Genomic DNA, 22313 nt, shown 5'->3' on the forward strand with positions numbered 1-22313 from the left:
TATGAAATCACTTAAGATATGGACGATAGTTCATTGTAAACAGACCAGAAATAATCACCACGGTCGAGATTGACAGCCTCGGTTTCGCTCACCGCCGTGCTGAGTTTCGACCAGAGTTGCGAAAGACCTTGCCCCTTTTGTGGCGTCTCCGCACTCAAGGCCTGTTCATGCAGGCGGTCTGTCAGGCAGGCCATAAAGGTAGCGAATTTCTTTGCCCCGTCATTCTTGGCTGAACTGGCCTTGAATGAGGCCGCCGCCGTCATCAGTTCGGCGCGGGGCGGCAAGGGCTTTTCGAGCAACCGCCCGGCAAAAGCATCGAGTTCCAGCGCGCCCTCATCCAGCAAGGACAAGGCCCGGCCCGGCGCGCCATGCGCCAACCGGACAAGTCGCATCAGGCTTTCTTCATCGATGTCAGCGCGTTTGCGCACAAAATCGGCCACCGCTTCATCATTCCACGGCACAAAGGTCTGGCGACGGCAACGCGAGCGAATGGTGGCCAGCAAACGGCCCGGAGAATGCGAGATCAGAAAGAGGATGCCTTTCTGAGGTGGTTCTTCAAGAATTTTCAATAAGGCATTGGCTGAATTGATATTCAGGTCATCGACGGAATCGATAATGCAGACGCGATAAGCCGACCGCGACGGCGCTTTTGAGAAGAATTCACCGACGGTACGCACCGCGTCGACGCTGATGTTTTTCTTCAGCCGCGTGTCGCCCATTTCGCGTTCCAGCACCAGCAGATCGGGGTGGGTTCTGGCTGAAATCAGGCGCACATCGGCGTCTTCCGGCGACATGCCGAGCCCACCTTCGCCCGTGCGCTGATGCCCCATCAAAAAGCGCGCGCAGCGATAGGCGAAACTGGCCTTGCCGACGCCCTGCGGCCCGCAGAGCAGCCAGGCATGGTGCAGACGGCCTTTTTCAAAAGCCGACAAAAAAGCACTCTCCGCCTCTTCGCCATGCTCGAAGGCAAAGGTTTCGCGCGGCGGAATCAGGAGAGCGTTCTCCGACATTATACAGCCTGCAATTCTGGGAAGGCGGCGCGCACGGCAGCCTGCACATCATCGGCAATCGCGTCTATCGCGCGATCAGCATCGAGCACGCGGTAGCGTTCGGAACTTCCGGCGGCGCGCGCCAGAAAACCCTGCCGCAGACGTTCATGAAAGGCCAGCCCCATCGATTCAAAGCGCGTTTCCGTGTCGCCACGGGCATGGGCGCGCGCCAGACCGGCCTCAGGCGGCATGTCCATGACCAGAACGAGATCGGGCTGGGTGTCGGCCACCACGGCGGCATCGACCTGTTCGATAAATTGTGGCGCAACGCCACCGCCGGCACCTTGATAGGCGCGTGAGGAATCGGCGAAGCGGTCGCACACCACCCACGCCCCGCGCATCAGGGCCGGCCGGATGACTTTTTCCAGATGATCGGCGCGCGCGGCATACATCATCAGCAATTCGCTGATTGCCGACCAGCGCGAAGCCTCGCCCTTCACCAGCAGATCACGCAGGGCTTCGGCGCCCGGTGATCCGCCCGGTTCGCGCGTCGCCACCACTTCCAGTCCAAAGCCGCGCAAATGGGCCACCAGGGCGCGCACCTGAGTCGACTTGCCAGCCCCCTCACCGCCTTCAAAGACGATGAAGCGGCCCCGGCCATAGGATGGATTTTGTGTTTGCGTGTTCACACCGGCAGATAGACCGGTTTTCACGCCATTTCTCAAGGCCTGAGTTCAAAAAGAGTTTAAAAATTTTCAGCCGTCATGCGCCAGGATAGCGTCGCGGAATCCGGCGTCAATAGCCGACTGACGCTGGTTTTCGGCGGCGGAAGCGCCACGAAACGGGCCGAGATAAACGACATACAGGCCGTGGCGGCGGTCGATCTTCGCCTGATCCAGCCGCCCTTGAGCGCGTTCGGCATTATCCTTGTCGGAAAAGGCCCCCAGTTGCACGATATAGCGGTCATCGTCACCGGCGGCATTGCTGGCATAGGTGACGGGCGCATTGGTGATGCTGTCAGCCGGGCCGAGCCATGTGATGCGCACCCGTGCCGTGCCCGTGGCATAGACGCCCAGCACCTTGGCCGCGCCGCGCGACAGATCCATGATGCGGCCACTGACGAAGGGGCCGCGATCATTGACGCGCAACCGGATCGATTTGCCATTGTCGAGATTGGTGACCTCAACCACGCACGGCAGGGGGAAGGTTTTGTGGGCCGCCGAAATGCCATCGGGATTGAAAACCTCGCCATCGGCGGTGCGGGTGCCCGATTCCTCGGCATACCATGAAGCCGTGCCGGTTTCGGTGTAACCCTTGTCGGGCACGCTGGGGTAATAGGTGCGGCCACCGACATTATAGGGTTTGAAATTGCCGGAATTATAATGGCTGTCGCTGGCCACAGAAGCCCCGCCCGGCACGGCGCTGTAACGCGGCCCGGAGGCGCACCCGCCTAAAGCCGCCATGAAAACAAGCGGTAAGAGGGTCAGTGTTAAACGACAAACTGAGCGGTTTGGCTCGAACATGGGAGCGGCTTTTCACGGGCTATCGGCATTTTGCAGATGTCCCATCATGGCACCAAGATGCAAAAGCTTGGTTAATCGTTTTTTGCTGCAATTCTCCTCCCCACAGCGTGGGGAGGTGGCGCGGCCATCAGGCTTATCATGGCCGTGACGGTGGGGTATTGCGTGGAAGAAACCCCTCACCCGGCCCTGTCGGGCCACCCTCTCCCCTCAGGTGGGGAGAGGGGAATTCTGCCCGCCCTGCGCCGCCAAAACCGGACAGATGGGGCGGAGGTTTAAGGCAGCGGTCTTGTAACGAGTGCCCTTGCGGAGCAAGGCGCGAGTTCGGCGAAGCGTTAGCGCAGCCAAAACCGCCCGTCGCCGATCAGGCGACAAAGAAACAACTACCGCCGTTCAGGCGACAATCAGCAAAAAAACTCTCAAGCTTGTCCTGGCAAACGCTGAAACGCGGGCTAAAAGCGCCTTCCCCTCGATAGAACCGGACAGATGGCCGAGTGGTTTAAGGCAGCGGTCTTGTAACGAGTGCCCTTGCGGAGCAAGGCGCGAGTTCGGCGAAGCGCAGCGCAGCCAAAACCGCCCGTCGCCGATCAGGCGACAAATAAAAAGTCTCAAAGCTGACTTGGCAAGCGTCGAAACGCGGGCTAAAAGCGCCTTCCCCTCGATATAGCCGGACAGATGGCCGAGTGGTTTAAGGCAGCGGTCTTGAAAACCGCCGTAGGTGGAAGCCTACCGTGAGTTCGAATCTCACTCTGTCCGCCAATTTTTCCATAAAATACAGTGCGTTATGGGCGTTTCGCCTGAAGTGGTGTGAGGCGTATTTTACCGCCCTCAAACGTCGCTTCTACCAAATACCTACCAGCCATCGCCGCCTGCTTGCCATTTAGTTGCGATTGCGTGATGCTCGCGGCAAGACGAATCCGATTAACGGACTGTCAGCAAGGCGGGGCGCACGTGGCAGACCTAATACCCACAACAATATCAGTATTGGCATTAGCCATATCGAGCACGACCGCATGGCTTACTTTATTCAGGCGCGGCACGGTTCGCATGACACAGCCCACCGTTATCTACCTCGGACCTGACGCGGCCAGATCGCGGACCCACTCCCCGCCGCCCAAGATATTTCTTCGAACTCTCCTCTTTTCAACTTCCAAGCGGGGGCGTGTCATCGAAAGTATGCACGTTACGCTGAGCCGGAATGAAAGCCACCAAAACTTTAGTGTGTGGGTATATGGAGAAGAAAAGCTCGTTCGTGGCAGCGGCCTTTTCGTTGGCGAGACCGGTATTGCGGCTAACCACCATTTCCTGACCCCAAAGGACGGCAGTCCGTTCAAGTTCCTGCCCGGAAGATGTGAATTGCGTGTCTTTGCCCGATTGCTCGGTGAGCGGAGACAGAAGCTTTTATTGTCGCAAGTACTGGAGCTATCCAGTGACAGCGCAGCAGCACTCAACGAACCGGGGAACGGTGTCTATTTTGACTGGGGACCGGACTCTTCATCTTATTTGCAACACGTCGAGCATCGCCCACCTACTCTTGCTCCTGAAGATCTTTTAGATGCAATCGCATTGTCGGGTCTCGGTGACAGGCCAACGTCTTCACCGCGTGAAGGTGAAGAACAATGACTAGTCACAAATATGCTTTTGATCTTCTGTTCCGCCACAGTAACGAGGTAGCGATCAATACCCGCCGTGCGCTGAAACAGCCAGTAGCAGAGGCACGTAAACTTTTTGGCTTCCTTGGCGAACACTTCCAAACAATTGAACGTGAACAATCAAGTCTATCCCGTAACGTGCGCCTTTCCCTGACCACGCGATTTATAAATCATCAGTTTGCGGAACTCATGTTAATCGAGCGTGGTTTACTGCTTGATGCATTCAACTGTTCCAGAGCTGGACTAGAAGCGACTGCCTTCTATTGGCTTGTGGTAAAAGACTCCTCCGCTGCCGAACACTACGAAGCTGCACGAAGCCTCAAACCTGTGGAGGTACGCAAGCGTCTGGAGGCGCTGGGCATCGACATCACCCCATTGCGTGACATGTATAGTTTTCAGAGCGAGGTTGCCCATGTTGGCAACAAGTCTGATGGATTACAAATTGATTGGGAAAAGGGTGCGAGCGGTAGGCTGCTGATTGGTGGCGGTGGAGATCAAACAGTCCAACACGCAATGCTCTTTGGGATGGTCAAGAATGTGTTTCGCTTCGTAAAGCACGACGAGGCTTACATAGTACCCGATCTTGACGAACGCTTTCCGGATTTTTGAGCGCTAATAGCGTAGCCGCCACCCATGCCCCACCTGCACGGGTTTCGCGGCTACAGCCGCCCCGTTGGGCCTACAAGGTACATCAAAATGCAAAGCACCCCTACCGGGCCATGTGCTCCCGGCAGGGGCTATTCGCTAAGGCATAGTCTCCGGACGGAAAGAAAGCGCCCTCTATGCTGCCGGGGTTGGATTTACGAGGAACTCACCGGCTATTCCTCGGCAGGGCGCGCTTGCACAATGGCCCTGCATCCGTCGCTATCAGCGCCGGACTTTCTCGTAGCGGCTTGGCCGCAAGGACGTGGGTATCGGATCGGCTGGCTGCTGGTCCGCCAAAAAGGCGTTGATGTCGCTCATCGCGTCGGCAACCATCTTATCCTGCTGAGGAGCCGCAACAGCTTCCCGGCGCTATGCCCCTCACCCGGTCACCTTCGCCATAGGCTTGGCTCCCGTCCTCTCCCCGCGAGCAGGGAGAGGGGAAGACTGATTTCACCCAAAACCACCTCACCCAAAAAAAACAGTTGACTAGGAAACACTACCCATATAGTTTCCTAGTCAATAAAGTGGAGTGCCGCATAATCACCATATCTGAACTGACCGAACACACCGGGTTTTGGCTGCGCATGGTATCCAACGCCGTGTCGCAGGAATTCTCGCGCAAGGTGGCCGATGAAGGCGTCACGGTAGCGGAATGGGCCTTTATGCGCGCGCTTTACCAAAACCCGGCCTCGCCGTCGGTTTTGGCCGACCGAATGGGCATGACAAGGGGTGCGATCAGTAAGCTGGCCGACAGGCTGCTGGCGAAAGCTCTGATCGAGCGGACGGAAAATCCGGAAGACAAGCGTGCGCACAGCCTGTCCCTGACCGCGCAGGGGCAGCTCAAGGTGCCGGTTCTGGCCGCGTTGGCCGATCAGAATGACGCAGAGTTTTTCGGCGTGCTGACACCAGACGACCATAAGGCGCTGGCGCAAATACTCAAAACGCTCGCCGACAGGCGCGCGCTCAAAACCATACCGGTGGACTGAAACCACCGCGCATTTCTCTTAACCCTGATACGAAAGGAAACCGCCATGAACGCGGAACGGACTTCTATGGCCAAAATTTGCCTGCGGGCGGCCCATGATCAAAGCCTGAGCTTCCCGGAGATTGTCGGCAAGCTGATAGAGGCGGGCTTTGAAGGCTATATGGTCGATTATCGCAGCCAGGCCCAGACCTATTATCTGCCCGATGGCGACCACGTCACGCTGGACATGGAAGCCTATGACGGGCGCGTCGCGCCAAAGTTTGATGCCGCCGAAGTGGAGCGATGCGTGCGGTGGGCGCAGGCCAACCCCGCCGATTACAGCTATGTCGGCTTTTGTGAAAAGGTAAAGGCTGCCGGATGCGCGGGGTACATTGTCTCGTTCCTCGGCCGCCGTGTGGTCTATTTCGGCCGCACCGCCGAAACCCATGTCGAGCACTTTCCCCAGTGACCGTCCTGTGACAACGCCCCCTGCTTATCCGGTTGGCAAATCAGGCGGCCTGCCCTATCAATGACGGATAAGCGGGGGGATCAGCATGGCGTCAGACCGGAATACGAACGCGGCACGGCAGGTCAGCTTCCCAACGATGCTGGCCTTTATCGGGCCGTGCGTGCCGTTCGCGGCGCTGGGCCTGCCGCTGGTCGTCAATCTGCCCGAATATTACGGCACCACACTGGGCCTCGGCGCTGTGGTCGGCGTGGTGTTTTTCGTGGTGCGCTGCTTCGATATATTGGTTGATCCCATCATTGGTTACTGGATGGACCGCACGCGCTCGAAACTGGGCCGGTTCAAGCTGTGGATGCTGATCTGCCTGCCGATACTGGTGATCAGTACGGGCTTTATCTTTCTGGCGCGTGGGGCTGTGTCGCCCGGCTATCTCGGCGGCTGGCTGTTCGCGCTCTATGTCGGTTTTTCCATCGCGGCGCTCAGTCAGGCCAGTTGGGGCAGCGTGCTGTCCACCGATTATAATGAGCGGTCGCGCATCTTCGCCTGGTGGCAGGTCGGTAATATCGCCGGCATCATCTGCGTGGCGCTGATCCCGGTCATCGTCAATACCAAGCTGCACTATTCTTACGCCACCGCCGTGCAGATCATGGGGCTGTTCATCATGATCGCCCTGCCGGTGATGATCGGGCTGGCCCTGTGGATCGTGCCGGAGCGCGTGTCGAATGCTGATACCCACGATCTGCGTCTGTCGCACTATTTCGACATGCTGAAGCGCAAGAATGTGCGCTGCATCCTGTGGGCTGATCTGTTCATGGGGCTGGCGCCGGGGGTGATGGCCGCCCTCTTCTTCTATTTCTTCGAGGAAACGCGCGGCCTGCATCGTGAGCAGAGCAATGTGGCCATGTTCCTCTATTTCGTGGCTGGAATTGTAGGCGCGCCGATCTGGGTGATGATGGCCAGGCGGCTCAACAAGCACGTCACCCTGATTATTTCGAGCCTGATCTTCGCGGCGCTTTATGCAGCGATGGCGTTTGTGCCCGCCCATAATGCGCCGGTGGCCATGATCATGACGTTTCTGAACGGCGTGCCTTATGCGGCCTCATTATTGCTGACCCGCGCCCTGATGGCCGACATTGGCGATGAGGTGCTGCATGAAACCGGTCATGATCACAAGGGCACGCTGATGGCCATATTATCGGCCACCACCAAGATCGGCTATGCGTTTTCGGTGCTGACCATATCGGTGCTGGGCTGGCTGGGCTTTAATGTGAAAATGCCCGCCATGAGCCCGCATGGCGCACTGATCTGGGTGCAGGTGTTTTTCATCGGCCTGCCCGTGCTGTTTCTTTTGCTGGGCGCCTATGCGATGAAGGATTACGATCTGTCGCCGGAGAAACACCGGCGGATTCTCGATGAGCTGATGCAAAGGGATGTGCTGTGAGTGAGGCGATGGAAGGGCTTTTGCAGGTGATGCGCCGCCTGCGCGATCCTGAAACCGGCTGCCCGTGGGACCGCCAGCAGACCTTCGATACCATCGCGCCCTATACGGTCGAGGAATCGTATGAGGTGGCCGACGCCATCCAGCGCAAGGATATGCGCGACCTGAAGGAAGAGCTGGGCGACCTGTTGTTTCAGGTGGTTTTCCATGCCCGTCTGGCCGAAGAGCAAGGGCTGTTCGATTTCAACGACGTGGCGGCGGGGATGAGCGAAAAACTGGTGCGCCGCCACCCGCATGTCTTCGGCGAGGCCGGTCACCGTTCGGCCGATGAGCAGAACCTGGCCTGGGAAGCGGTCAAGGCCGAGGAGCGCAAGGCCAAGGACAAGCCGGGTCTGCTCGATGATGTGCCGGTGGGCCTGCCAGCGCTTACCCGCGCTGCCAAGCTGACCAAACGGGCGGCCCGCGTCGGCTTTGACTGGCCGAGCCTCGATGAGGTGCTCGATAAGCTCGATGAGGAAACGCTGGAACTGAAGGCGGAAATCAAGGCTGGCGATATGGCCAAGGCGCGCGCCGAACTGGGCGACCTGTTGTTCGTGCTGGCCAATCTGGCGCGCAAGATGGAGGTGGAGCCCGAAGACGCCCTGCGCCTGACCAATGCCAAGTTTGTGCGCCGTTTTCAGGTGATTGAAGCGGCGCTGGCAGACCGTGGCAAGACGCCCGCGCAGTCCGATCTGGCCGAAATGGACGCCCTGTGGAATGACGCCAAAACCGCCGAACGCAGCTAAGGGCTGGCTGGGTCAAAGGCCGAAGCGGCTGCGCAATACGCTGGTCAGCCTGTTGATCTGCGCCGGTCTGATGGCGGCCTGGTACGTGTCATTGAGCGGACAGGTGATCGCGCCCGATACGCGCATTGTTTATGAGGCGCAGGATTGCGGCGGCGCGTGTCCGGTTTTCCGGCTGGAGATTACGGCGGATGGCTCGGTGAGTCTGAGCGATGCGACGCAGGTTTATACCTATCGCATCTCGGCCTTCGCCCTGCGCCGGATTTTGCGCGCCTTTGACCGGACACAGTTCCTGACGCGCGATATCAATGCCTATCTGCCGTCAAGGCCGCCGGTCTGTGACCTGGCTTTGAGTGAAGATCACCGCAAGATCAGTCTGCGCCATGCTTGTGGCGCTGACGCACCGGAACTGGCCGATCCCGTGCGCGAACTGGAGGCCGCCACACGTTTCCGTGCCGTGCTGGCTGGCCATCCGTCTGTGCTGCGGGAACTGCATGTGGTTGTCACGCGAAAATAATGCTTTCGGATGACAAGTGAAGAGATGTCGCTTGTTAATAGCTATCTACATGGTTATCCACTTTCAATCCACAAGCCAAGCACGCTTTCTCTTGCGAATCGCAAGACAATCACGCATCACTTGCGATACGCCACGCAATGAGTAGCCTCTGTGCCCGTCATGAAAAAACCTGCGCCCGTCGGCGGCAAATCGTCGAAAACCGCCAGCCGCGCCAAAAAACCGTCCCTGCCCACCCAGGCGCGGGTCAAGGCCGCCAAACCTGAGCCGGTGAAAACGCATCGTTCGCTGTGCCCCGTCAATCTGACGCTGGAACGGATCGGCGATAGCTGGTCGATGCTGATCGTGCGCGATCTGATGCTGCGCGGCCATAACAGCTATCAGGGGTTTTTGCGCTCCGAAGAAAAAATCGCCACCAATATACTGGCTGATCGCCTGATGCGGCTTGAGCAGAATGGCCTGATCAGCAAGGCCGCCGACCCTTCCGACAAACGGAAATTCATCTATGCCCTGACGGCGCGCGGGGCTGATCTGGCGCCGATCCTCGTTGAAATGGCGCTCTATGCCATGAAATACGAGGCCATCGTGCATATGCCGAAGGAGATCGTGGCCGAGATGCAGAAAAACCGGCAGGTCTATGCGCAGAAACTGGCGCGCAGCTTCACGCCTAAGGTTGCGAAGGCCAGACCTGCCGATAAGCCGGTAGCGGCCAAACAGGCGGTTCAGGATTTCAAGCCGGATTTCTCCGACGAAACGCTCAGCCTATTCTAGCGCGGCCATTTCGAGGTGGGAATCATCATTCGACGCGGCCTTTTTCTTCGGGGCCTTGATGACCAGCAGCAGCGGCATGGCCAGCAGGGTCAGGATCATCATCAGCCAGAAATTATCGATATAGGCGATCATGCTGGCCTGACGGGTGACTTCGCCATTCAGCCCCACCAAGCCGCTGGTATTTTCGATCAGGCGAGGATGATTGGCGGTGATATTGGCCACGATGCCGGAATGGGCCTTCTGGGTATTGCTGACCTGAAGCGCCTGCACCATAGCGATGCCGATCGATGAGCCGATATTGCGCACCAGGCTGTAGATCGAGGTGCCATCGGGGCGCAAATCGCCCGGCAGGGTGGCGAAGGTGGCGGCGGACAGCGGCACGAAGACCAGCCCCAGACCAAAGCCCTGAATGATCGACGGGATGACGACGGCGCGCTGCGAGGTATCGACCGTATAGCCGCACATCATCCACAGGGTTAGGGCGGTCAGGCCAAAGCCGACAGCCAGGATCAGGCGCAGATCCACCTTGCCCACCATGCGCCCGACGATCATCATGGCCAGCATGGTGCCAAGCCCGCTCGGTGCGGTGATCAGCCCGGCATAGAGGGCGGTATAGCCCATCAGACCCTGCAACATCGACGGCAGCAGGGCGCGCGTGGCGAACAAAACCATCCCGACGATGAAGATGAACAGAAGCCCGGTCAGGAAGTTGCGGTTCATCAGCAGGCGGTAGTTGAAAAACGTGCTGCCCGCCGGTTTGGTGGCCGTATGGATGATGAAAAAACCGAGGCTGATAAAGCAGACGGCGGCTTCGATGCAGGTTTCGGCCGAATTGAACCAGTCGTTCTGCTGGCCGCGATCAAGCAGCAATTGCAGCGCACCAATGGTCAGGCTGAGGCAGGTGAAACCCAGTACGTCGAAGCGGATTTTACGCTGTGCGAACTGGTGCGGAATGAATTTGAGAATACCAAAGAAGGCCGCCGCGCCAATCGGCACATTGATGAAGAAGCACCAGCGCCAGTCATAGGCGTCGGTCAGCCAGCCGCCGAGCGTCGGGCCGAGGATGGGGCCCACCATGACCCCCATGCCCCACACCGCCATAGCCGAGCCGTGCTTTTCGCGCGGATTGATGTCGAGCAGGGTCGATTGCGACAGCGGCACGAGTGCCGCGCCGAAAACGCCCTGAAGCAATCGCGCCCCGACGATTTCGGCCAGAGAACCCGAAACGCCGCAGAGCATCGAGGCCACGGTGAAACCGAAAATAGAAACGAGAAAAACCTGTTTCTGGCCGAAACGATCCGACAGCCAGCCGGTCATCGGGGTAGCAATGGCCGTGGCCACGATAAACGAGGTCAGAACCCAGGTGATCTGATCCTGAGAGGCATTGAGCGAACCCTGCATGTGCGGCAGGGCCACATTGGCAATGGTGCCGTCAATCGATACGATCAGCGTGGCCAGCATGATCGCAATCGTGATCATCGGACGGTTGATGTCCGTGCGCTGCGGCTCGTCGGCAGTCGTGGTTACGCCACTCATCAGGAATTCTCTATAAGATTTTGTAATTGTTCGAGTATATCGGTTGTCATGGCCAGCTTTTGCGGATCGATCCCGCTCAGAAGCTGGCCACGCATATCTTCGGCCTTGCCGCGCACCTTGCTGTAAACGCCCTGTCCGGCTCCGGTCAGTTCGAGGTGCTTGACGCGACGGTCGCTTTCACAAACGCTGCGCGTTACCAGCCCGGCCTTTTCCAGCTTATCGACGGTCGAAACCACGGTGGCGGCTTCGACGGACAAAAGCGACGCCAGTTCGCTTTGCGACAGGGGCGCATCGGCCTTGGCGATATAGGCGATGGCCAACCAGCCCGACTGTGAAATGCCAAGATCCTTCATGCGCCGATCCAGCGCCGCGCGCCACAGGCGGGCGGTGTTGTGCAGGGCATGAGAAAAACGTTCTTCGGGCGACATGATGAGCTGGCTAATAGTTAGACATCTAACCATCTAGCTCTGTTTGAGGCGTGCGGCAAGTCCTGCAACAAAAAGATTTAGCTTCGCGCCATCATGCGCTCATATCGGCCATAGGCCTGATCGCTGAGGCGCACGCGCAGATGGATACGGCCCTGTTCATCATCGTGGCGGCCGGTGACGCGGCCATTCTGGTACAGAAAGGCCAATGGCTCGCCCTGATGGGCTTCGAGAACGATATCCACTTCTTCGCCCTGCGCATCGACCAGTGCGGCAATGGCCGCCAGCAGGGCCGGAACGCCCTCGCCCGTCACGGCGGACACCGCCAGCGGCTTGTTCTTCGCGCGGTCACTGGTGGCGCGTGCATAGAGGATGTCGCGCGTGTCTTCGTCGATCAGGTCGATCTTGTTCCATACCTCGACCATGCGCGCGCGGTCGAGTTCGGGCAGGATCTGCGTCAGAACCTGTTCGACATCCTGCCTCTGGGCCTCGGTTTCGGGATTGGCGACATCGCGGACATGCAGAATCAGGTCGGCCTCGGCCACCTCTTCCAGCGTGGCGCGAAAGGCCGCCACCAGTTCGTGCGGCAGGTCGGAAATGAAGCCGACCGTATCGGACAGGATGGCGGAGCGGCCATTCGGCAGCTTCAGGCTGCGCAAGGTGGTGTCGAGCGTGGCGAACAACAGGTCTTTCGCCATGACCTCGGCGTGGGTCAGGCGGTTGAACAGGGTCGATTTACCGGCATTGGTGTAGCCGACCAGCGCCACAATCGGATAGGGCACCTTCTTGCGTGCCGATCGATGCAGGCCGCGCGTGCGGCGCACATCCTCCAGCTCGGACTTAAGCTGCTTGATCTTGTCAGCGATCATGCGACGGTCAAGCTCGATCTGGGTTTCGCCGGGGCCGCCGGTCGTACCGGTGGCGCGCTGGCGTTCGAGGTGGGTCCAGGTGCGCACCAGACGCGATTTTTCGTATTCCAGACGCGCCAGTTCGACCTGCAACTTGCCCTCATTGGTGCGGGCACGGCGACCGAAGATTTCGAGAATCATGCCGGTGCGGTCGATGACCTTGACCTCAAGCGCCTTTTCGAGATTGCGCTGCTGGATGGGCGTCAGGGCACCATTGACGACGCAGAGCGTGGCCCCGGTATCAACGCATAAAGCCCTGATCTCTTCCACCTTGCCCTGCCCGAACAGGGTGGCCGGACTGATCTTGCGCACGCGCAAGGTTATGGCGCCCACCACCTCAAGATCGAGCGCCAAAGCCAGACCGATAGCCTCATCGAGACGTGAGTCTTCGTGCAGGCGGGCCGGTGCGGCCTCGCGGTCACGGACATAGGCGTCCATATCGGGATCGACGACGACAGCACGCACCGTTTCCGGCGCGTGGTCATGGAAGCGGTCACTCAAAACCGATACCCCTCAAAGCCGGAGGCGGGATTTCGTCTTCCGCAAACCTTAATCTTCAACGTCGTCTTCTTGCTCGTAAAGCTGGACGGGCACGGCGGGCATAATCGTCGAGATCGCGTGCTTATAGACGAGCTGCGACTGGCCATCGCGGCGCAACAGCACGCAGAAATTATCGAACCAGCTCACAATCCCTTGCAGCTTGACGCCGTTGATCAGGAAGATGGTCAGAGGGGTTTTTGTTTTACGGACACTGTTCAGAAACGTGTCTTGCAGGTTTTGCTTTTTTTCGTGGGACATTGTCGGCCCTTCTCGTTGCATTATTGGAAGGCACGATACCCTCCACACAATCACAAGTGCAACATTAGGGCATGACTTACCCCTTTTTCAACCGTGTTGCGGTAAATTTATTTTACAAACCTGCGGTGCGGCGTGCCTGATCGATATAGGCTTCGCGCAGGGCGGTGGCGATCGGGCCCGGAACGCCGTCGCCGATTCTGCGGTCATCAATAGCCACGACCGGCATGACCAGACTGGTGGCGGCGGTGATGAAGACCTCGGCGGCGGCCTTGGCCTCAGCCAGTGTGAAGGCTTCCTCGCGCACATCCAGGCCGCTTTCGCGCATCAGTGGCAGCAGGTTGAGGCGCGTCACGCCGCCTAAGATATTGGCGTTGAGCGCGCGCGTTTTGATGACGCCTTCACGGGTGACCATATAGACATTGGTGGAACCGCCTTCCGTCACCAGACCGTCGCGGTCGATGAAGATCACCTCGCCTGCGCCGCGTTCGCGCGCCGCCTGTTTGGCCAGCACATTGGGCAAAAGGCCGATGGTTTTGATGTCACAGCGGCCCCAGCGCGTATCGGGCGCGCTGATGGCGCGAATCCCAGCCTCGGCCTTGCGCGCCGCGGCTTCGCGGTCCACAGGTTTGGCGGTGATGACGACGGACGGCATGATGTCGGCGGGAAAGACGTGATCGCGGGGTGCCACGCCCCGGCTGACCTGCAAATAGACCATGCCCTCACTGATGCGATTGCGCCGCACCACCTCATTCAGCACGGTCAGCAGGGCGCTGCGCGGCATGGGTTGCATAATCTGCAACTCCCGCAGGCTTCTGTCCAATCTGTTGAGATGACCTTCGGCATCGGCTAACCGACCATCAAATACCGACCAGACCTCATAGACGGCATCGGCGAACTGATAACCGCGATCATCGATCGATACGGCGGCCTCAGAAGCGCGGGTATAGAGGCCATTGACATAGGCGATACGGGGCATGGGATAATCCGGCTAAACAGCAACTGAACAAGGCGCAGTCATTAGCACCTAAATCTCGTCTTCGTCGCCACGAATATGGGCCAGACCCAGCGATTTCAGCTTACGGTGCAGGGCCGAGCGCTCCATGCCGATGAAATTAGCTGTGCGCGATATATTGCCGCCGAACCGCACGATCTGCGATGACAGATATTCACGCTCGAACACTTCACGCGCGTCGCGCAGCGGCAGGGCGATGATTCGTTCCGGTCGGATAGCCCCCGCCACCGCCGATTCGACCACTTCGGAAGGCAGCATTTCGGCGGTGATCGGATCGGAGGGATTGCCCGAAGCCAGGATCAGCAGGCGCTCGATATTATTGCGCAACTGACGGACATTGCCCGGCCATTCATGCACCTGCAAGGTCGCCATCGCATCTTCCGACAGGATGCGCTTGGGCAGGCCCTGCGCCATGCTGATGCGCTCGATGAAATAGGTGACCAGTTCGGCGATGTCGCCGCGCCGTTCGGACAGGCCCGGCACGCGCACCGGCACCACATTCAGGCGGTGAAACAGGTCTTCACGGAAACGGTTTGCCGCAATCTCGGACGCCAGGTCTTTCGAGGTTGAGGAAATCACCCGCACATCGACCTGCACGTCCTGCGCACCGCCAACACGGGTGAAGCGCTGCTCGACCAGCACGCGCAGGATGCGGCTCTGGCTTTCCGGCGGCATGTCGGCCACCTCGTCGAGGAACAGCGTGCCGCCGTGCGCGCGCTCGAACACGCCGACCTTGCGCGTGCGCCCGCCCTCGCCCTCCTCGCCGAACAGTTCGACATCGAGGCGCTCCGGCGTCATGCCGGCGGCGGAAATCGGCACAAATTCGCACTTGGCGCGCGGGCTGGCCTCGTGGATCATGCGCGCCACCAGCTCCTTGCCCGAACCCGCCGGGCCGGAAATCATGATGCGCGAATTGGCCGGGGCCACCTTGGCGATGGTGGATCGCAGCAGTTGCGCCGCCGCCGAATTGCCGATCAGGCCATCGGGCACCACGGCCTGATTGCGCAGGCGCTTGTTTTCGCGGCGCAGGCTCGTCAGTTCGAGCGCGCGCTGCACCACCATGATCAGCCGTTCGGTCTTGAAGGGCTTTTCGATAAAATCAAACGCGCCGCGCTTGATCGCCGTCACGGCGGTTTCGATCGTGCCGTGGCCGGAGATCATGATCGCCGGAATATCGGGATCGAGTTCGTGGATCACACTGAGCAGTTCCAGCCCGTCGAGCCCGCCGCCCTGCATCCAGATGTCGAGCACACACAAAGACGGCTTACGGGCCCGGATGGCGCGTAAGGCTGCATTGGAGTCGGCGGCGGTACGCACCGCATAGCCCTCGTCTTCGAGGATGCCCGCGATCAGCTCGCGGATATCCGCCTCGTCATCCACCACCAGAATATCAACGCCAGACGATACTTTCATCAGACCCTCATCATGTTGTGCGGCCCGTTATCGGAACCTTCACTGGCGACATCCGGGCGGAAACCCGTTTGTTGCCTCGGCAGACGCAGGACAGCCCGCGCGCCGCTTAAAACAACCGCGTCATTGAGATAGAACTCACCGCCGTGGTCTTCCAGAATACGCTTTACAATCGCCAGGCCGAGGCCTGTGCCCTTTTCGCGTGTCGTGACATAAGGCTCAGTCAGGCGGTCGCGGTCTTTTTCAGGCAGGCCAATGCCGTCATCCTCGACCTCGATCACCAGTTCACCCGCTTCCAGCCGCATCTCCACGCGCAAGTGGCCGACAATCGTATCGGTGTCATGGCTTTCCGCCCGGCCTTCGCGCATCAGACGCGACGAAATGGCCTCGCCGCCGTTTTTCAGCACATTGCCAAGCGCCTGACTGAGCATCCGCCCATCGCACACCACCTTGACCTCAGGCAGAGGCTCGACGATCTCGACCGAAATATCATGGCGGGCCACGCGCTGCGAAAAGACGCAGGCCCGCACCAGTTCGGCGGCCTCTTCCTCGGCGAAATTGGGCGCGGGCATCCGCGCAAACGACGAAAACTCATCAACCATGCGGCCAATATCGCCGACCTGACGCACAATGGTGTCGGTCAGGCGATCAAAAGTCTCGGTATCGGTCTGAATCTGCGCGCGATATTTGCGCTGCAACCGCTCGGCCGAAAGCTGGATCGGTGTCAGCGGGTTCTTGATTTCGTGGGCGATGCGCCGCGCCACGTCCTTCCAGGCGGCGTTACGCTGGGCCGCGATCAGGCGCGTGATGTCGTCAAACGTCAGCACTGCACCGCCGGTTTCCAGCCCGGACACGCGCACGCGCACGCGCCGCGTTTCGCCGAGACGCACGAGATCGACCTCTTCCTCCTCGACGCGGTGCACATTGGCCTTATCGAGAAGATCTGCGATTTCCGGGGCGATTTCACGAATATTGCGGCCCAGCGCGTCCTCGGCGCTGGTGCTGAGGAAGTTGGCGGCATGGCGGTTGATGGCCGAAACATGCTCCAGCACATCGAGGCCGATAATACCGGCGCTGATTTCCGACAGCACGGTTTCGATAAAGCGGCGGCGGCTTTCGGCCTCCTCGCCCGCCGATTTCAGCGCCAGTTGCTGGCTTTGCAGATCGGAGGTCATATGGTTGAAGGCGCGTGACAGGACGGCGATGTCTTCCGACTGCTTGCTGGTCATGACGCGCGCATTGAGATCGCCCGCCGCCACCTTACCTGCCGCCTGCACCAGACGGGCCACCGGCACGGCTATGCTTTCCGCCGCCGAGGCCCCGCCCCAGATCGCGCCGATCAGCACCAGCAGCACGGCCTCGACATAGGCCAGCATGAAGATGGTCTGGGCGCGGGCCTTGCGCGCTGTGGTGTCGCGGTAATCGGTAATGGCCTGACTGGAGGCTTGCAGCTTCTGCCAGATATTGGGTGGCCAGGTTTTCAGCCCATAGAGGATGGCACCATTATAATTTTGCAGCGGATACAAAAGCCGTTCGGCGTCGGGCGCGGTGAAGCCGACCGCGCCATTGGCATTGGCGTCGGCGATGGCGTCTTCGGGCGGGGCCATATAGACCGGCGCATCGGGGCTTTCGGCGCGGGCCAGCACCTGTCCGGCGGGATCGACAATATAGACGGCGGTCAGGTCGCCGCGGTCGGTAAAGGCGTTGCGCAGCGCAATCGAAAACGCCAGCCGGTCGGGGAAGAGTTTGCGCGCATCATCGGTTTCGATCAGCTTCTGGATATGGGTCAGCGCCTGTGACGAGGTTTCGTGCTGGGCCTCGATATAGGTCTTGGCGATGGCCGCGCCGTTTTCAACCGAGGTTTTCACCCGGTCGGAAAACCAGGTGTCGATGCCGCGATTAAGGAAGCCGAAGGCCAGGGCCACGATGATGGCCGGGGCCACGGCGGCCAGCGAAAACAGGAAAACAAAGCGCAGGTGCAGGCGCGCCCCGGCATCGGCACCCCGGCTGCGCGCAATGCGGATGACACGCATCACCACGACCGACATCAGGCCGAGCAGCAGCACCATATTGAGGCAGATCAGGATGAGCAGGTAATTGCCGACCTGACTGACCGGCCCGGTGCCGGGCGTGGCCACGATCAGCCACATCACGAAGGCGGTGGTCAGGATCGACGCGCCATAGCCCGCGCCAAGCAGCAGCTTTTGCAGTCCCGCCGCGCGAAGGCTGCGCAGATTGCGGGACAACCAGAAATGCCAGCGCCGTCTTGCGTGAGCCTCTTTCAAAGTGCCATCCAGACCATGAGCATATGCGTGGCATTTGCGCACTACTGTGTCCAAATATCAACAACTATATTGTCTATGTGCGGCAAATTTATCGAAATTCAGCCTCTTCAGGCCTGCATCAACGCCCGGACGGCGGTTTCGATTTCTTCGGGATCGTCCATGCGACACAGGCGGCCCTTGTCCTGACGACGTATCAACGGATCGGGATCGTGGGTCGAGGCCTCGATATAGGCACCGAGATGCTTCTTGAACATGCGCAGGCCCAAAGCGGCGCCATAGAAATCAAGGCTGGCCTGCATGTGCTCGATCAGGATGTCGGCGCGCGTGGCCAGATCCATTTCCTGCATGGGCCTGTTGTCGTTGAGCGCCCGGTCGAGATGGCTGGCGAACCACGGACGGCCATAGATGCCGCGCCCGATCATCACGCCGTCGGCCTCCGATTGCCGAAGCGCTGTGCGCGCCGAGGCCAGATCGACAATATCGCCATTGACGATGACCGGGATGCTGACCGCCCGCTTGACCGTGGCCACGGCGCACCAGTCGGCCTGACCCTTATAGAATTGCTGGCGGGTGCGGCCATGCACGGTCAGGGCCCTGATACCCAGTTTTTCGGCGCGCTGCGCCAGTTCGGCGGCATTGTGGCTGTTGTCGTCCCAGCCGAGGCGCATCTTGACCGTGACGGGACGCGATGTGGCCTCAAGCGCCGCCGTCATGATCCGTTCGGCCTGATCGAGGTCGCGCATCAGGGCCGATCCGCACAGAACGCCGGTCACCTCCTTGGCGGGGCAGCCGAAATTGAGGTCGATAATGTCGGCTCCGGCCTCCTCGGCCAGTTTTGCGCCGCGTGCGATATGAACCGGATCGCGGCCGATAAGCTGGATGATCTTCAGGCCGGAATGGTCGCCAAGCTGGGCTTTGCGGCGGATGTCGGCGCGCGTGCCGCCCATCTCGGCGCAGGCCACCATCTCCGTGGCGGCATAGGGCGCGCCGTGCTTATGCGCTATCTGGCGAAACGGCAGATCGGACACGCCCGTCATCGGCGCGATCAGCACGCGGCCGGGCACATGTACATCACCGATCTTGAGGGCTTTAGCTGTCATGGGCGGCTGTGTACAAGAAAGCGGCGCGAATGCCAATCTTCCAGCTTGCGCCGCGTCTATTTCGGGATAAACAGCCAGCATGACCTTTCACGCCATCATCGTGGCCGGCGGATCCGGCAGCCGTTCCGGCGGCAAGAAGCAGTGGATGCCGCTGGGTGGCAAGCCCGTCCTCGACTGGTCGGTGACGGCCTTCGCCGAGGCTGGGCAAATCGTCATCGTCGTGCCGCCGGAGGATGTGGCGCGCGCCGAACAGGCCTATGGCGCGCGGGTTCAGGTCGTGGCCGGGGGCGGCCAGCGGGCGGATTCCGTGGTCAACGGCCTGAAGGCGCTGACGGCCGCTGATGAGGATCTGGTCATGATCCACGATGCCGCCCGTCCCTTGCTGAAGGCAAGCCATATCGGCAAATTGCTGGCTGCGCTGGAACAGAACCGCGCCGCCATTCTGGCTTTGCCGGTGACCGACACGCTCAAAAAGAGCGCCGACGGCCTGATTATCGACACGCCGCCGCGTGAGGATTTGTGGCGCGCCCAGACACCGCAGGCCTTTCGTTATGGCGATATTCTGCGCGCCTATGCGGCTTGGCCGACCGGGCAAACCGCCACCGATGAGGCGATGGTGGCAGCGCATAGCGGCATTGTGGTCGCTCTGGTCGAAGGCGACATCGCCCTGCACAAGCTGACCTATGGCGAGGATTTCGCCCTTCTCGAAGCCCTTTTACATGCGAGCAAGCCTTTGAAACAGATCAGAATCGGACAGGGTTTCGATGCCCACCGCTGGGGGGAAGGCGAAAGCGTCTGGCTGTGCGGCGTCGAGATCGCGCACAGCCAGACCCTGATCGGCCACTCCGATGCCGATGCGGGGCTACACGCCCTGACCGATGCCCTGCTGGGCGCGGCGGCGCTGGGCGACATCGGTGATCATTTCCCGCCCAGCGATCCGCAATGGAAGGGCGCGTCATCCGATCTGTTCCTCAGATACGCCGCCCAACTGATCCGCCAGAAAGGCGGTGCCATCATCAATATCGATGTCACCCTGATCTGCGAACAGCCGAAGATCAAACCGCACCGCGAAGCGATGCGGGCGCGCCTCGCTGCTATACTTGGCCTTGAAATCCAACAGGTTTCGGTCAAGGCCACGACCACCGAGGGCATGGGCTTTACCGGTCGCGGCGAAGGTCTGGCGGCCCAGGCGGTTTGTATGATTGAAATCTGACGCCAGACAGAAAACCATTGAATTTTTATGGTAATTTAAGGCAAAGTTTCGCCAAGCCTTCCCTTGCAATAGGCGGTAACGCCGAATATATCACGAAGGTAGCGTTTTCCTTTTCCATTCAAGCCGTGAGGTCTGCCATGACATTCGAACTGCCCGCCCTGCCCTATGCCTCCGATGCGCTTGAGCCGTATATGTCGGCCAATACGTTCAGCTTTCACCACGGCAAGCACCATAAGGCCTATGTCGATAACCTCAACAAGGCCCTGCCCGGCAGCGAATTTGAGGGCAAGTCGCTGGTCGAGATCATCAAGGCGTCAGAAGGCAAGAACCCCGGCGTTTTCAACAATTCGGCGCAGGTGTGGAACCACACCTTTTTCTGGCATTCGATGAAGCCCAATGGCGGCGGCGCGGCCACCGGCAAGATTGCCGACAAGATCAATGCCGATTTCGGCTCGTTCGACGCTTTCGTTGAGCAATTCAAGATGGCGGGCGCCACGCAGTTCGGCTCCGGCTGGGCCTGGCTGGTTCTGGGTTCCGATGGCAAGCTGAAGGTCACCAAGACGCCGAACGGTGAAAACCCGTTCACCAAGGGCGACAAGCCGATCCTGACGCTCGACGTCTGGGAACACGCCTATTATCTCGATTACCAGAACCTGCGTCCGAAATTCATCGAAACCTTCCTCGACAAGCTGGTCAACTGGGATTTCGCCAATGAGCGGCTCGATGCGCCTTTGTTTGAGGGCGTTGCCTAATTCATTTTCAAGGGCGCGAATTTCGGTTCGCGCTCTTTTTCTTTGAGCTGGTCGGATTCATGCACACATCACGGCTTGCCGCCCGGCTCATCGAGCGTTTGCGCGAGCAGCAAAAAACCATCGCCACGGTCGAAAGCTGCACGGGCGGGCTGATCGCCGCCGCCATTACCAGCATCGCCGGGTCTTCCGATGTGTTCCAGTCGGGCTTCGTCACCTATGCCAATGCCGCCAAGAGCGCGATGGTCGGGGTGCCGGAATATCTGCTGGCCAGTTATGGCGCGGTCAGTATCGAAGTGGCCGCCAGCATGGCCGAAGGCGGCCTGAAAACCGCCGGAGCGCAGATCGCGCTCAGCGTCACCGGCATTGCCGGGCCGGGCGGCGGCACGCCGGAAAAGCCGGTGGGCCTCGTCTGTTTCGGCCTCAGCTATATTGATCCAGAACAGGAAATCGTCACCTACGCCCAAAAAATGACGTTTGGCGATATGGGCCGTGACAGGGTGCGTGAAAAGAGCGTCGAACACGCCCTGCAATGGGCGCTCGACGTTCTGGAACCGGGCACCAATGCCTAGAGCAACGAGCATTTAATTTGACTTACAAAATGAATGCGAGATGCGGAAAAACGTAAAATGTAGAGCGGGTTGCATTCCTTTGACCGATTCAATCAGAATGCAGACCGCTCTAAACCGGTGTCAGCGTAGCGGCGGCGCGATCCTCGAAGCATTTCATCAGGCGCGAGACGGCCAGGTTGAAATTGGCCTTGAACAGGGCGTTGAGGAGCGGATTGCGAATATCCAGCTCCATATCGAAGCCGATCTGCGTGCCCGTCTCGTCGGGCGTAAACGTCCAGTGGCCTTTCAGCGTGCGAAACGGCCCCTTGATCAGGCCAATATCGACGCTGCGCGCATCGGGATTACGGACAATGCGCGTCGAAAAGGTTTCGGTCAGCATCTTGAAACCGACACTGACATCGGCATCGAAACGGCTGTGGCCCGGTTGCGGTGCCTCGCGGTTATAGGCACGCAGGCGCTTGATCCACGGAATGAAGTCGGGGTAGTGCTCGACATCGCCGACCAGCGCCCACAGCGCATCAGCGTCATAAGGTAAATGGCGCTCAAGCCGGAAGGTCGCCAAGC

23 protein-coding genes and 1 tRNA gene are annotated in these 22313 nt (G+C 59.7%); 12 read left to right on the forward strand and 12 right to left on the reverse strand.

The genetic code is table 11. The annotated features are described in order from the left end of the window. Nucleotides 1–11: 11 nt before the first annotated feature. The 3 genes from QB905_RS04000 to QB905_RS04010 are packed head-to-tail and all read right to left on the reverse strand — an operon-like array spanning nucleotide 12 to nucleotide 2452. Nucleotides 12–1010, reverse strand: a complete 999-nt coding sequence (locus QB905_RS04000) for a DNA polymerase III subunit delta' (RefSeq protein WP_282973268.1) — start codon at nucleotides 1008–1010, stop codon at nucleotides 12–14. After that, a complete protein-coding gene (tmk, locus tag QB905_RS04005; RefSeq protein WP_282973269.1) occupies nucleotides 1010–1702 on the reverse strand; it encodes a dTMP kinase in 693 nt (230 codons plus the stop codon). Before tmk ends, QB905_RS04000 begins: the two co-directional genes overlap by 1 nt. 42 nt (nucleotides 1703–1744) lie before the next feature. Then, nucleotides 1745–2452 carry a septal ring lytic transglycosylase RlpA family protein gene (locus QB905_RS04010; RefSeq protein WP_282973270.1) on the reverse strand — a complete coding sequence of 236 codons (708 nt, stop codon included), beginning with the start codon at nucleotides 2450–2452 and terminating at the stop codon, nucleotides 1745–1747. Between the two features lie 726 nt (nucleotides 2453–3178). Here QB905_RS04010 and QB905_RS04015 point away from each other — a divergent pair. From QB905_RS04015 to QB905_RS04055, 9 genes are all read left to right on the forward strand, one after another. After that, nucleotides 3179–3268 (forward strand) — tRNA-Ser (locus QB905_RS04015). A 288-nt stretch (nucleotides 3269–3556) separates the two neighbouring features. Further along, the gene (locus QB905_RS04020) at nucleotides 3557–4132 is read left to right on the forward strand and encodes a hypothetical protein (RefSeq protein ID WP_282973271.1); all 576 of its coding nucleotides are present in this window, start codon (nucleotides 3557–3559) and stop codon (nucleotides 4130–4132) included. After that, nucleotides 4129–4770, forward strand: coding sequence for a hypothetical protein (locus tag QB905_RS04025; RefSeq protein ID WP_282973272.1), 642 nt, complete (start codon nucleotides 4129–4131; stop codon nucleotides 4768–4770). Before QB905_RS04020 ends, QB905_RS04025 begins: the two co-directional genes overlap by 4 nt. 620 nt (nucleotides 4771–5390) lie before the next feature. Further along, the gene (locus QB905_RS04030; protein WP_282973273.1) at nucleotides 5391–5792 is read left to right on the forward strand and encodes a MarR family winged helix-turn-helix transcriptional regulator; all 402 of its coding nucleotides are present in this window, start codon (nucleotides 5391–5393) and stop codon (nucleotides 5790–5792) included. 66 nt (nucleotides 5793–5858) lie between these two features. Further along, a complete protein-coding gene (locus QB905_RS04035; RefSeq protein ID WP_282973274.1) occupies nucleotides 5859–6239 on the forward strand; it encodes a DUF1398 domain-containing protein in 381 nt (126 codons plus the stop codon). 85 nt (nucleotides 6240–6324) lie between these two features. Beyond that, nucleotides 6325–7677: an MFS transporter gene (locus QB905_RS04040; protein WP_282973275.1), complete on the forward strand. Its 1353-nt coding sequence runs from the start codon at nucleotides 6325–6327 to the stop codon at nucleotides 7675–7677. 8 nt (nucleotides 7678–7685) lie between these two features. Further along, entirely contained in the window at nucleotides 7686–8459 is a 774-nt protein-coding gene (gene mazG / locus QB905_RS04045; protein WP_282975568.1) for a nucleoside triphosphate pyrophosphohydrolase, read from the forward strand. After that, entirely contained in the window at nucleotides 8431–8973 is a 543-nt protein-coding gene (locus tag QB905_RS04050; RefSeq protein WP_282973276.1) for a DUF6438 domain-containing protein, read from the forward strand. The genes mazG and QB905_RS04050 overlap by 29 nt, the downstream gene beginning before the upstream one ends. 159 nt (nucleotides 8974–9132) lie before the next feature. Beyond that, on the forward strand, nucleotides 9133–9741 hold the full coding sequence (locus QB905_RS04055; RefSeq protein ID WP_282973277.1) for a winged helix-turn-helix transcriptional regulator: 609 nt from the start codon (nucleotides 9133–9135) through the stop codon (nucleotides 9739–9741). Here QB905_RS04055 and QB905_RS04060 read toward each other — a convergent pair. The 8 genes from QB905_RS04060 to dusB all read right to left on the reverse strand — a co-directional run bounded on the left by QB905_RS04060 (nucleotide 9733) and on the right by dusB (nucleotide 19215). Further along, nucleotides 9733–11277, reverse strand: a complete 1545-nt coding sequence (locus tag QB905_RS04060; RefSeq protein ID WP_282973278.1) for a DHA2 family efflux MFS transporter permease subunit — start codon at nucleotides 11275–11277, stop codon at nucleotides 9733–9735. The genes QB905_RS04055 and QB905_RS04060 overlap by 9 nt on opposite strands. After that, complete coding sequence (locus QB905_RS04065) at nucleotides 11277–11705, reverse strand: MarR family winged helix-turn-helix transcriptional regulator (protein WP_282973279.1); 429 nt, start codon at nucleotides 11703–11705, stop codon at nucleotides 11277–11279. Before QB905_RS04065 ends, QB905_RS04060 begins: the two co-directional genes overlap by 1 nt. A gap of 77 nt (nucleotides 11706–11782) precedes the next feature. Further along, nucleotides 11783–13111, reverse strand: coding sequence for a GTPase HflX (gene hflX, locus QB905_RS04070; RefSeq protein ID WP_282973280.1), 1329 nt, complete (start codon nucleotides 13109–13111; stop codon nucleotides 11783–11785). Nucleotides 13112–13159: 48 nt separating this feature from the next. Then, on the reverse strand, nucleotides 13160–13408 hold the full coding sequence (gene hfq / locus QB905_RS04075; RefSeq protein WP_282973281.1) for an RNA chaperone Hfq: 249 nt from the start codon (nucleotides 13406–13408) through the stop codon (nucleotides 13160–13162). Nucleotides 13409–13520: 112 nt separating this feature from the next. Then, nucleotides 13521–14384 carry a D-amino-acid transaminase gene (locus QB905_RS04080; protein ID WP_282973282.1) on the reverse strand — a complete coding sequence of 288 codons (864 nt, stop codon included), beginning with the start codon at nucleotides 14382–14384 and terminating at the stop codon, nucleotides 13521–13523. A gap of 48 nt (nucleotides 14385–14432) precedes the next feature. Beyond that, nucleotides 14433–15833, reverse strand: coding sequence for a nitrogen assimilation response regulator NtrX (gene ntrX, locus QB905_RS04085; RefSeq protein WP_282973283.1), 1401 nt, complete (start codon nucleotides 15831–15833; stop codon nucleotides 14433–14435). After that, nucleotides 15833–18076 (reverse strand): sensor histidine kinase NtrY-like, encoded by a 2244-nt coding sequence (locus tag QB905_RS04090; protein ID WP_282973284.1) that lies wholly within the window; start codon nucleotides 18074–18076, stop codon nucleotides 15833–15835. The genes ntrX and QB905_RS04090 overlap by 1 nt, the downstream gene beginning before the upstream one ends. A 146-nt stretch (nucleotides 18077–18222) precedes the next feature. After that, nucleotides 18223–19215: a tRNA dihydrouridine synthase DusB gene (gene dusB, locus QB905_RS04095; RefSeq protein WP_282973285.1), complete on the reverse strand. Its 993-nt coding sequence runs from the start codon at nucleotides 19213–19215 to the stop codon at nucleotides 18223–18225. Nucleotides 19216–19294: 79 nt separating this feature from the next. Here dusB and QB905_RS04100 point away from each other — a divergent pair, with 79 nt between their 5' ends. The 3 genes from QB905_RS04100 to QB905_RS04110 all read left to right on the forward strand — a co-directional run bounded on the left by QB905_RS04100 (nucleotide 19295) and on the right by QB905_RS04110 (nucleotide 21749). Continuing rightward, nucleotides 19295–20428: a bifunctional 2-C-methyl-D-erythritol 4-phosphate cytidylyltransferase/2-C-methyl-D-erythritol 2,4-cyclodiphosphate synthase gene (locus QB905_RS04100; RefSeq protein ID WP_282973286.1), complete on the forward strand. Its 1134-nt coding sequence runs from the start codon at nucleotides 19295–19297 to the stop codon at nucleotides 20426–20428. 137 nt (nucleotides 20429–20565) lie between these two features. After that, complete coding sequence (locus QB905_RS04105; RefSeq protein WP_282973287.1) at nucleotides 20566–21180, forward strand: superoxide dismutase; 615 nt, start codon at nucleotides 20566–20568, stop codon at nucleotides 21178–21180. A 59-nt stretch (nucleotides 21181–21239) separates the two neighbouring features. Beyond that, a complete protein-coding gene (locus QB905_RS04110) occupies nucleotides 21240–21749 on the forward strand; it encodes a CinA family protein (RefSeq protein WP_282973288.1) in 510 nt (169 codons plus the stop codon). 109 nt (nucleotides 21750–21858) lie between these two features. Here the strand turns inward: QB905_RS04110 and QB905_RS04115 are convergent, their stop codons facing one another. After that, complete coding sequence (locus tag QB905_RS04115) at nucleotides 21859–22311, reverse strand: type II toxin-antitoxin system RatA family toxin (RefSeq protein WP_282973289.1); 453 nt, start codon at nucleotides 22309–22311, stop codon at nucleotides 21859–21861. Nucleotides 22312–22313 lie beyond the last annotated feature (2 nt).

This window comes from Asticcacaulis sp. EMRT-3, from assembly GCF_030027245.1.
In the GTDB taxonomy this organism is placed as follows: Bacteria; Pseudomonadota; Alphaproteobacteria; order Caulobacterales; family Caulobacteraceae; genus Asticcacaulis.

Coding starts and splice junctions, on each gene's coding strand:
- QB905_RS04035 (WP_282973274.1), top strand. CDS start 5,859: ATGGCCAAAATTTGCCTGCGGGCGGCCCATGATCAAAGCCTGAGCTTC.
- QB905_RS04000 (WP_282973268.1), bottom strand. CDS start 1,010: ATGTCGGAGAACGCTCTCCTGATTCCGCCGCGCGAAACCTTTGCCTTC.
- QB905_RS04065 (WP_282973279.1), bottom strand. CDS start 11,705: ATGTCGCCCGAAGAACGTTTTTCTCATGCCCTGCACAACACCGCCCGC.
- ntrX (WP_282973283.1), bottom strand. CDS start 15,833: ATGAAAGTATCGTCTGGCGTTGATATTCTGGTGGTGGATGACGAGGCG.
- QB905_RS04040 (WP_282973275.1), top strand. CDS start 6,325: ATGGCGTCAGACCGGAATACGAACGCGGCACGGCAGGTCAGCTTCCCA.
- QB905_RS04050 (WP_282973276.1), top strand. CDS start 8,431: ATGACGCCAAAACCGCCGAACGCAGCTAAGGGCTGGCTGGGTCAAAGG.
- QB905_RS04010 (WP_282973270.1), bottom strand. CDS start 2,452: ATGGCGGCTTTAGGCGGGTGCGCCTCCGGGCCGCGTTACAGCGCCGTG.
- dusB (WP_282973285.1), bottom strand. CDS start 19,215: ATGACAGCTAAAGCCCTCAAGATCGGTGATGTACATGTGCCCGGCCGC.
- QB905_RS04100 (WP_282973286.1), top strand. CDS start 19,295: ATGACCTTTCACGCCATCATCGTGGCCGGCGGATCCGGCAGCCGTTCC.
- QB905_RS04020 (WP_282973271.1), top strand. CDS start 3,557: ATGACACAGCCCACCGTTATCTACCTCGGACCTGACGCGGCCAGATCG.
- QB905_RS04030 (WP_282973273.1), top strand. CDS start 5,391: ATGGTATCCAACGCCGTGTCGCAGGAATTCTCGCGCAAGGTGGCCGAT.
- QB905_RS04080 (WP_282973282.1), bottom strand. CDS start 14,384: ATGCCCCGTATCGCCTATGTCAATGGCCTCTATACCCGCGCTTCTGAG.
- QB905_RS04025 (WP_282973272.1), top strand. CDS start 4,129: ATGACTAGTCACAAATATGCTTTTGATCTTCTGTTCCGCCACAGTAAC.
- mazG (WP_282975568.1), top strand. CDS start 7,686: ATGGAAGGGCTTTTGCAGGTGATGCGCCGCCTGCGCGATCCTGAAACC.
- QB905_RS04110 (WP_282973288.1), top strand. CDS start 21,240: ATGCACACATCACGGCTTGCCGCCCGGCTCATCGAGCGTTTGCGCGAG.
- hfq (WP_282973281.1), bottom strand. CDS start 13,408: ATGTCCCACGAAAAAAAGCAAAACCTGCAAGACACGTTTCTGAACAGT.
- QB905_RS04055 (WP_282973277.1), top strand. CDS start 9,133: ATGAAAAAACCTGCGCCCGTCGGCGGCAAATCGTCGAAAACCGCCAGC.
- QB905_RS04060 (WP_282973278.1), bottom strand. CDS start 11,277: ATGAGTGGCGTAACCACGACTGCCGACGAGCCGCAGCGCACGGACATC.
- QB905_RS04105 (WP_282973287.1), top strand. CDS start 20,566: ATGACATTCGAACTGCCCGCCCTGCCCTATGCCTCCGATGCGCTTGAG.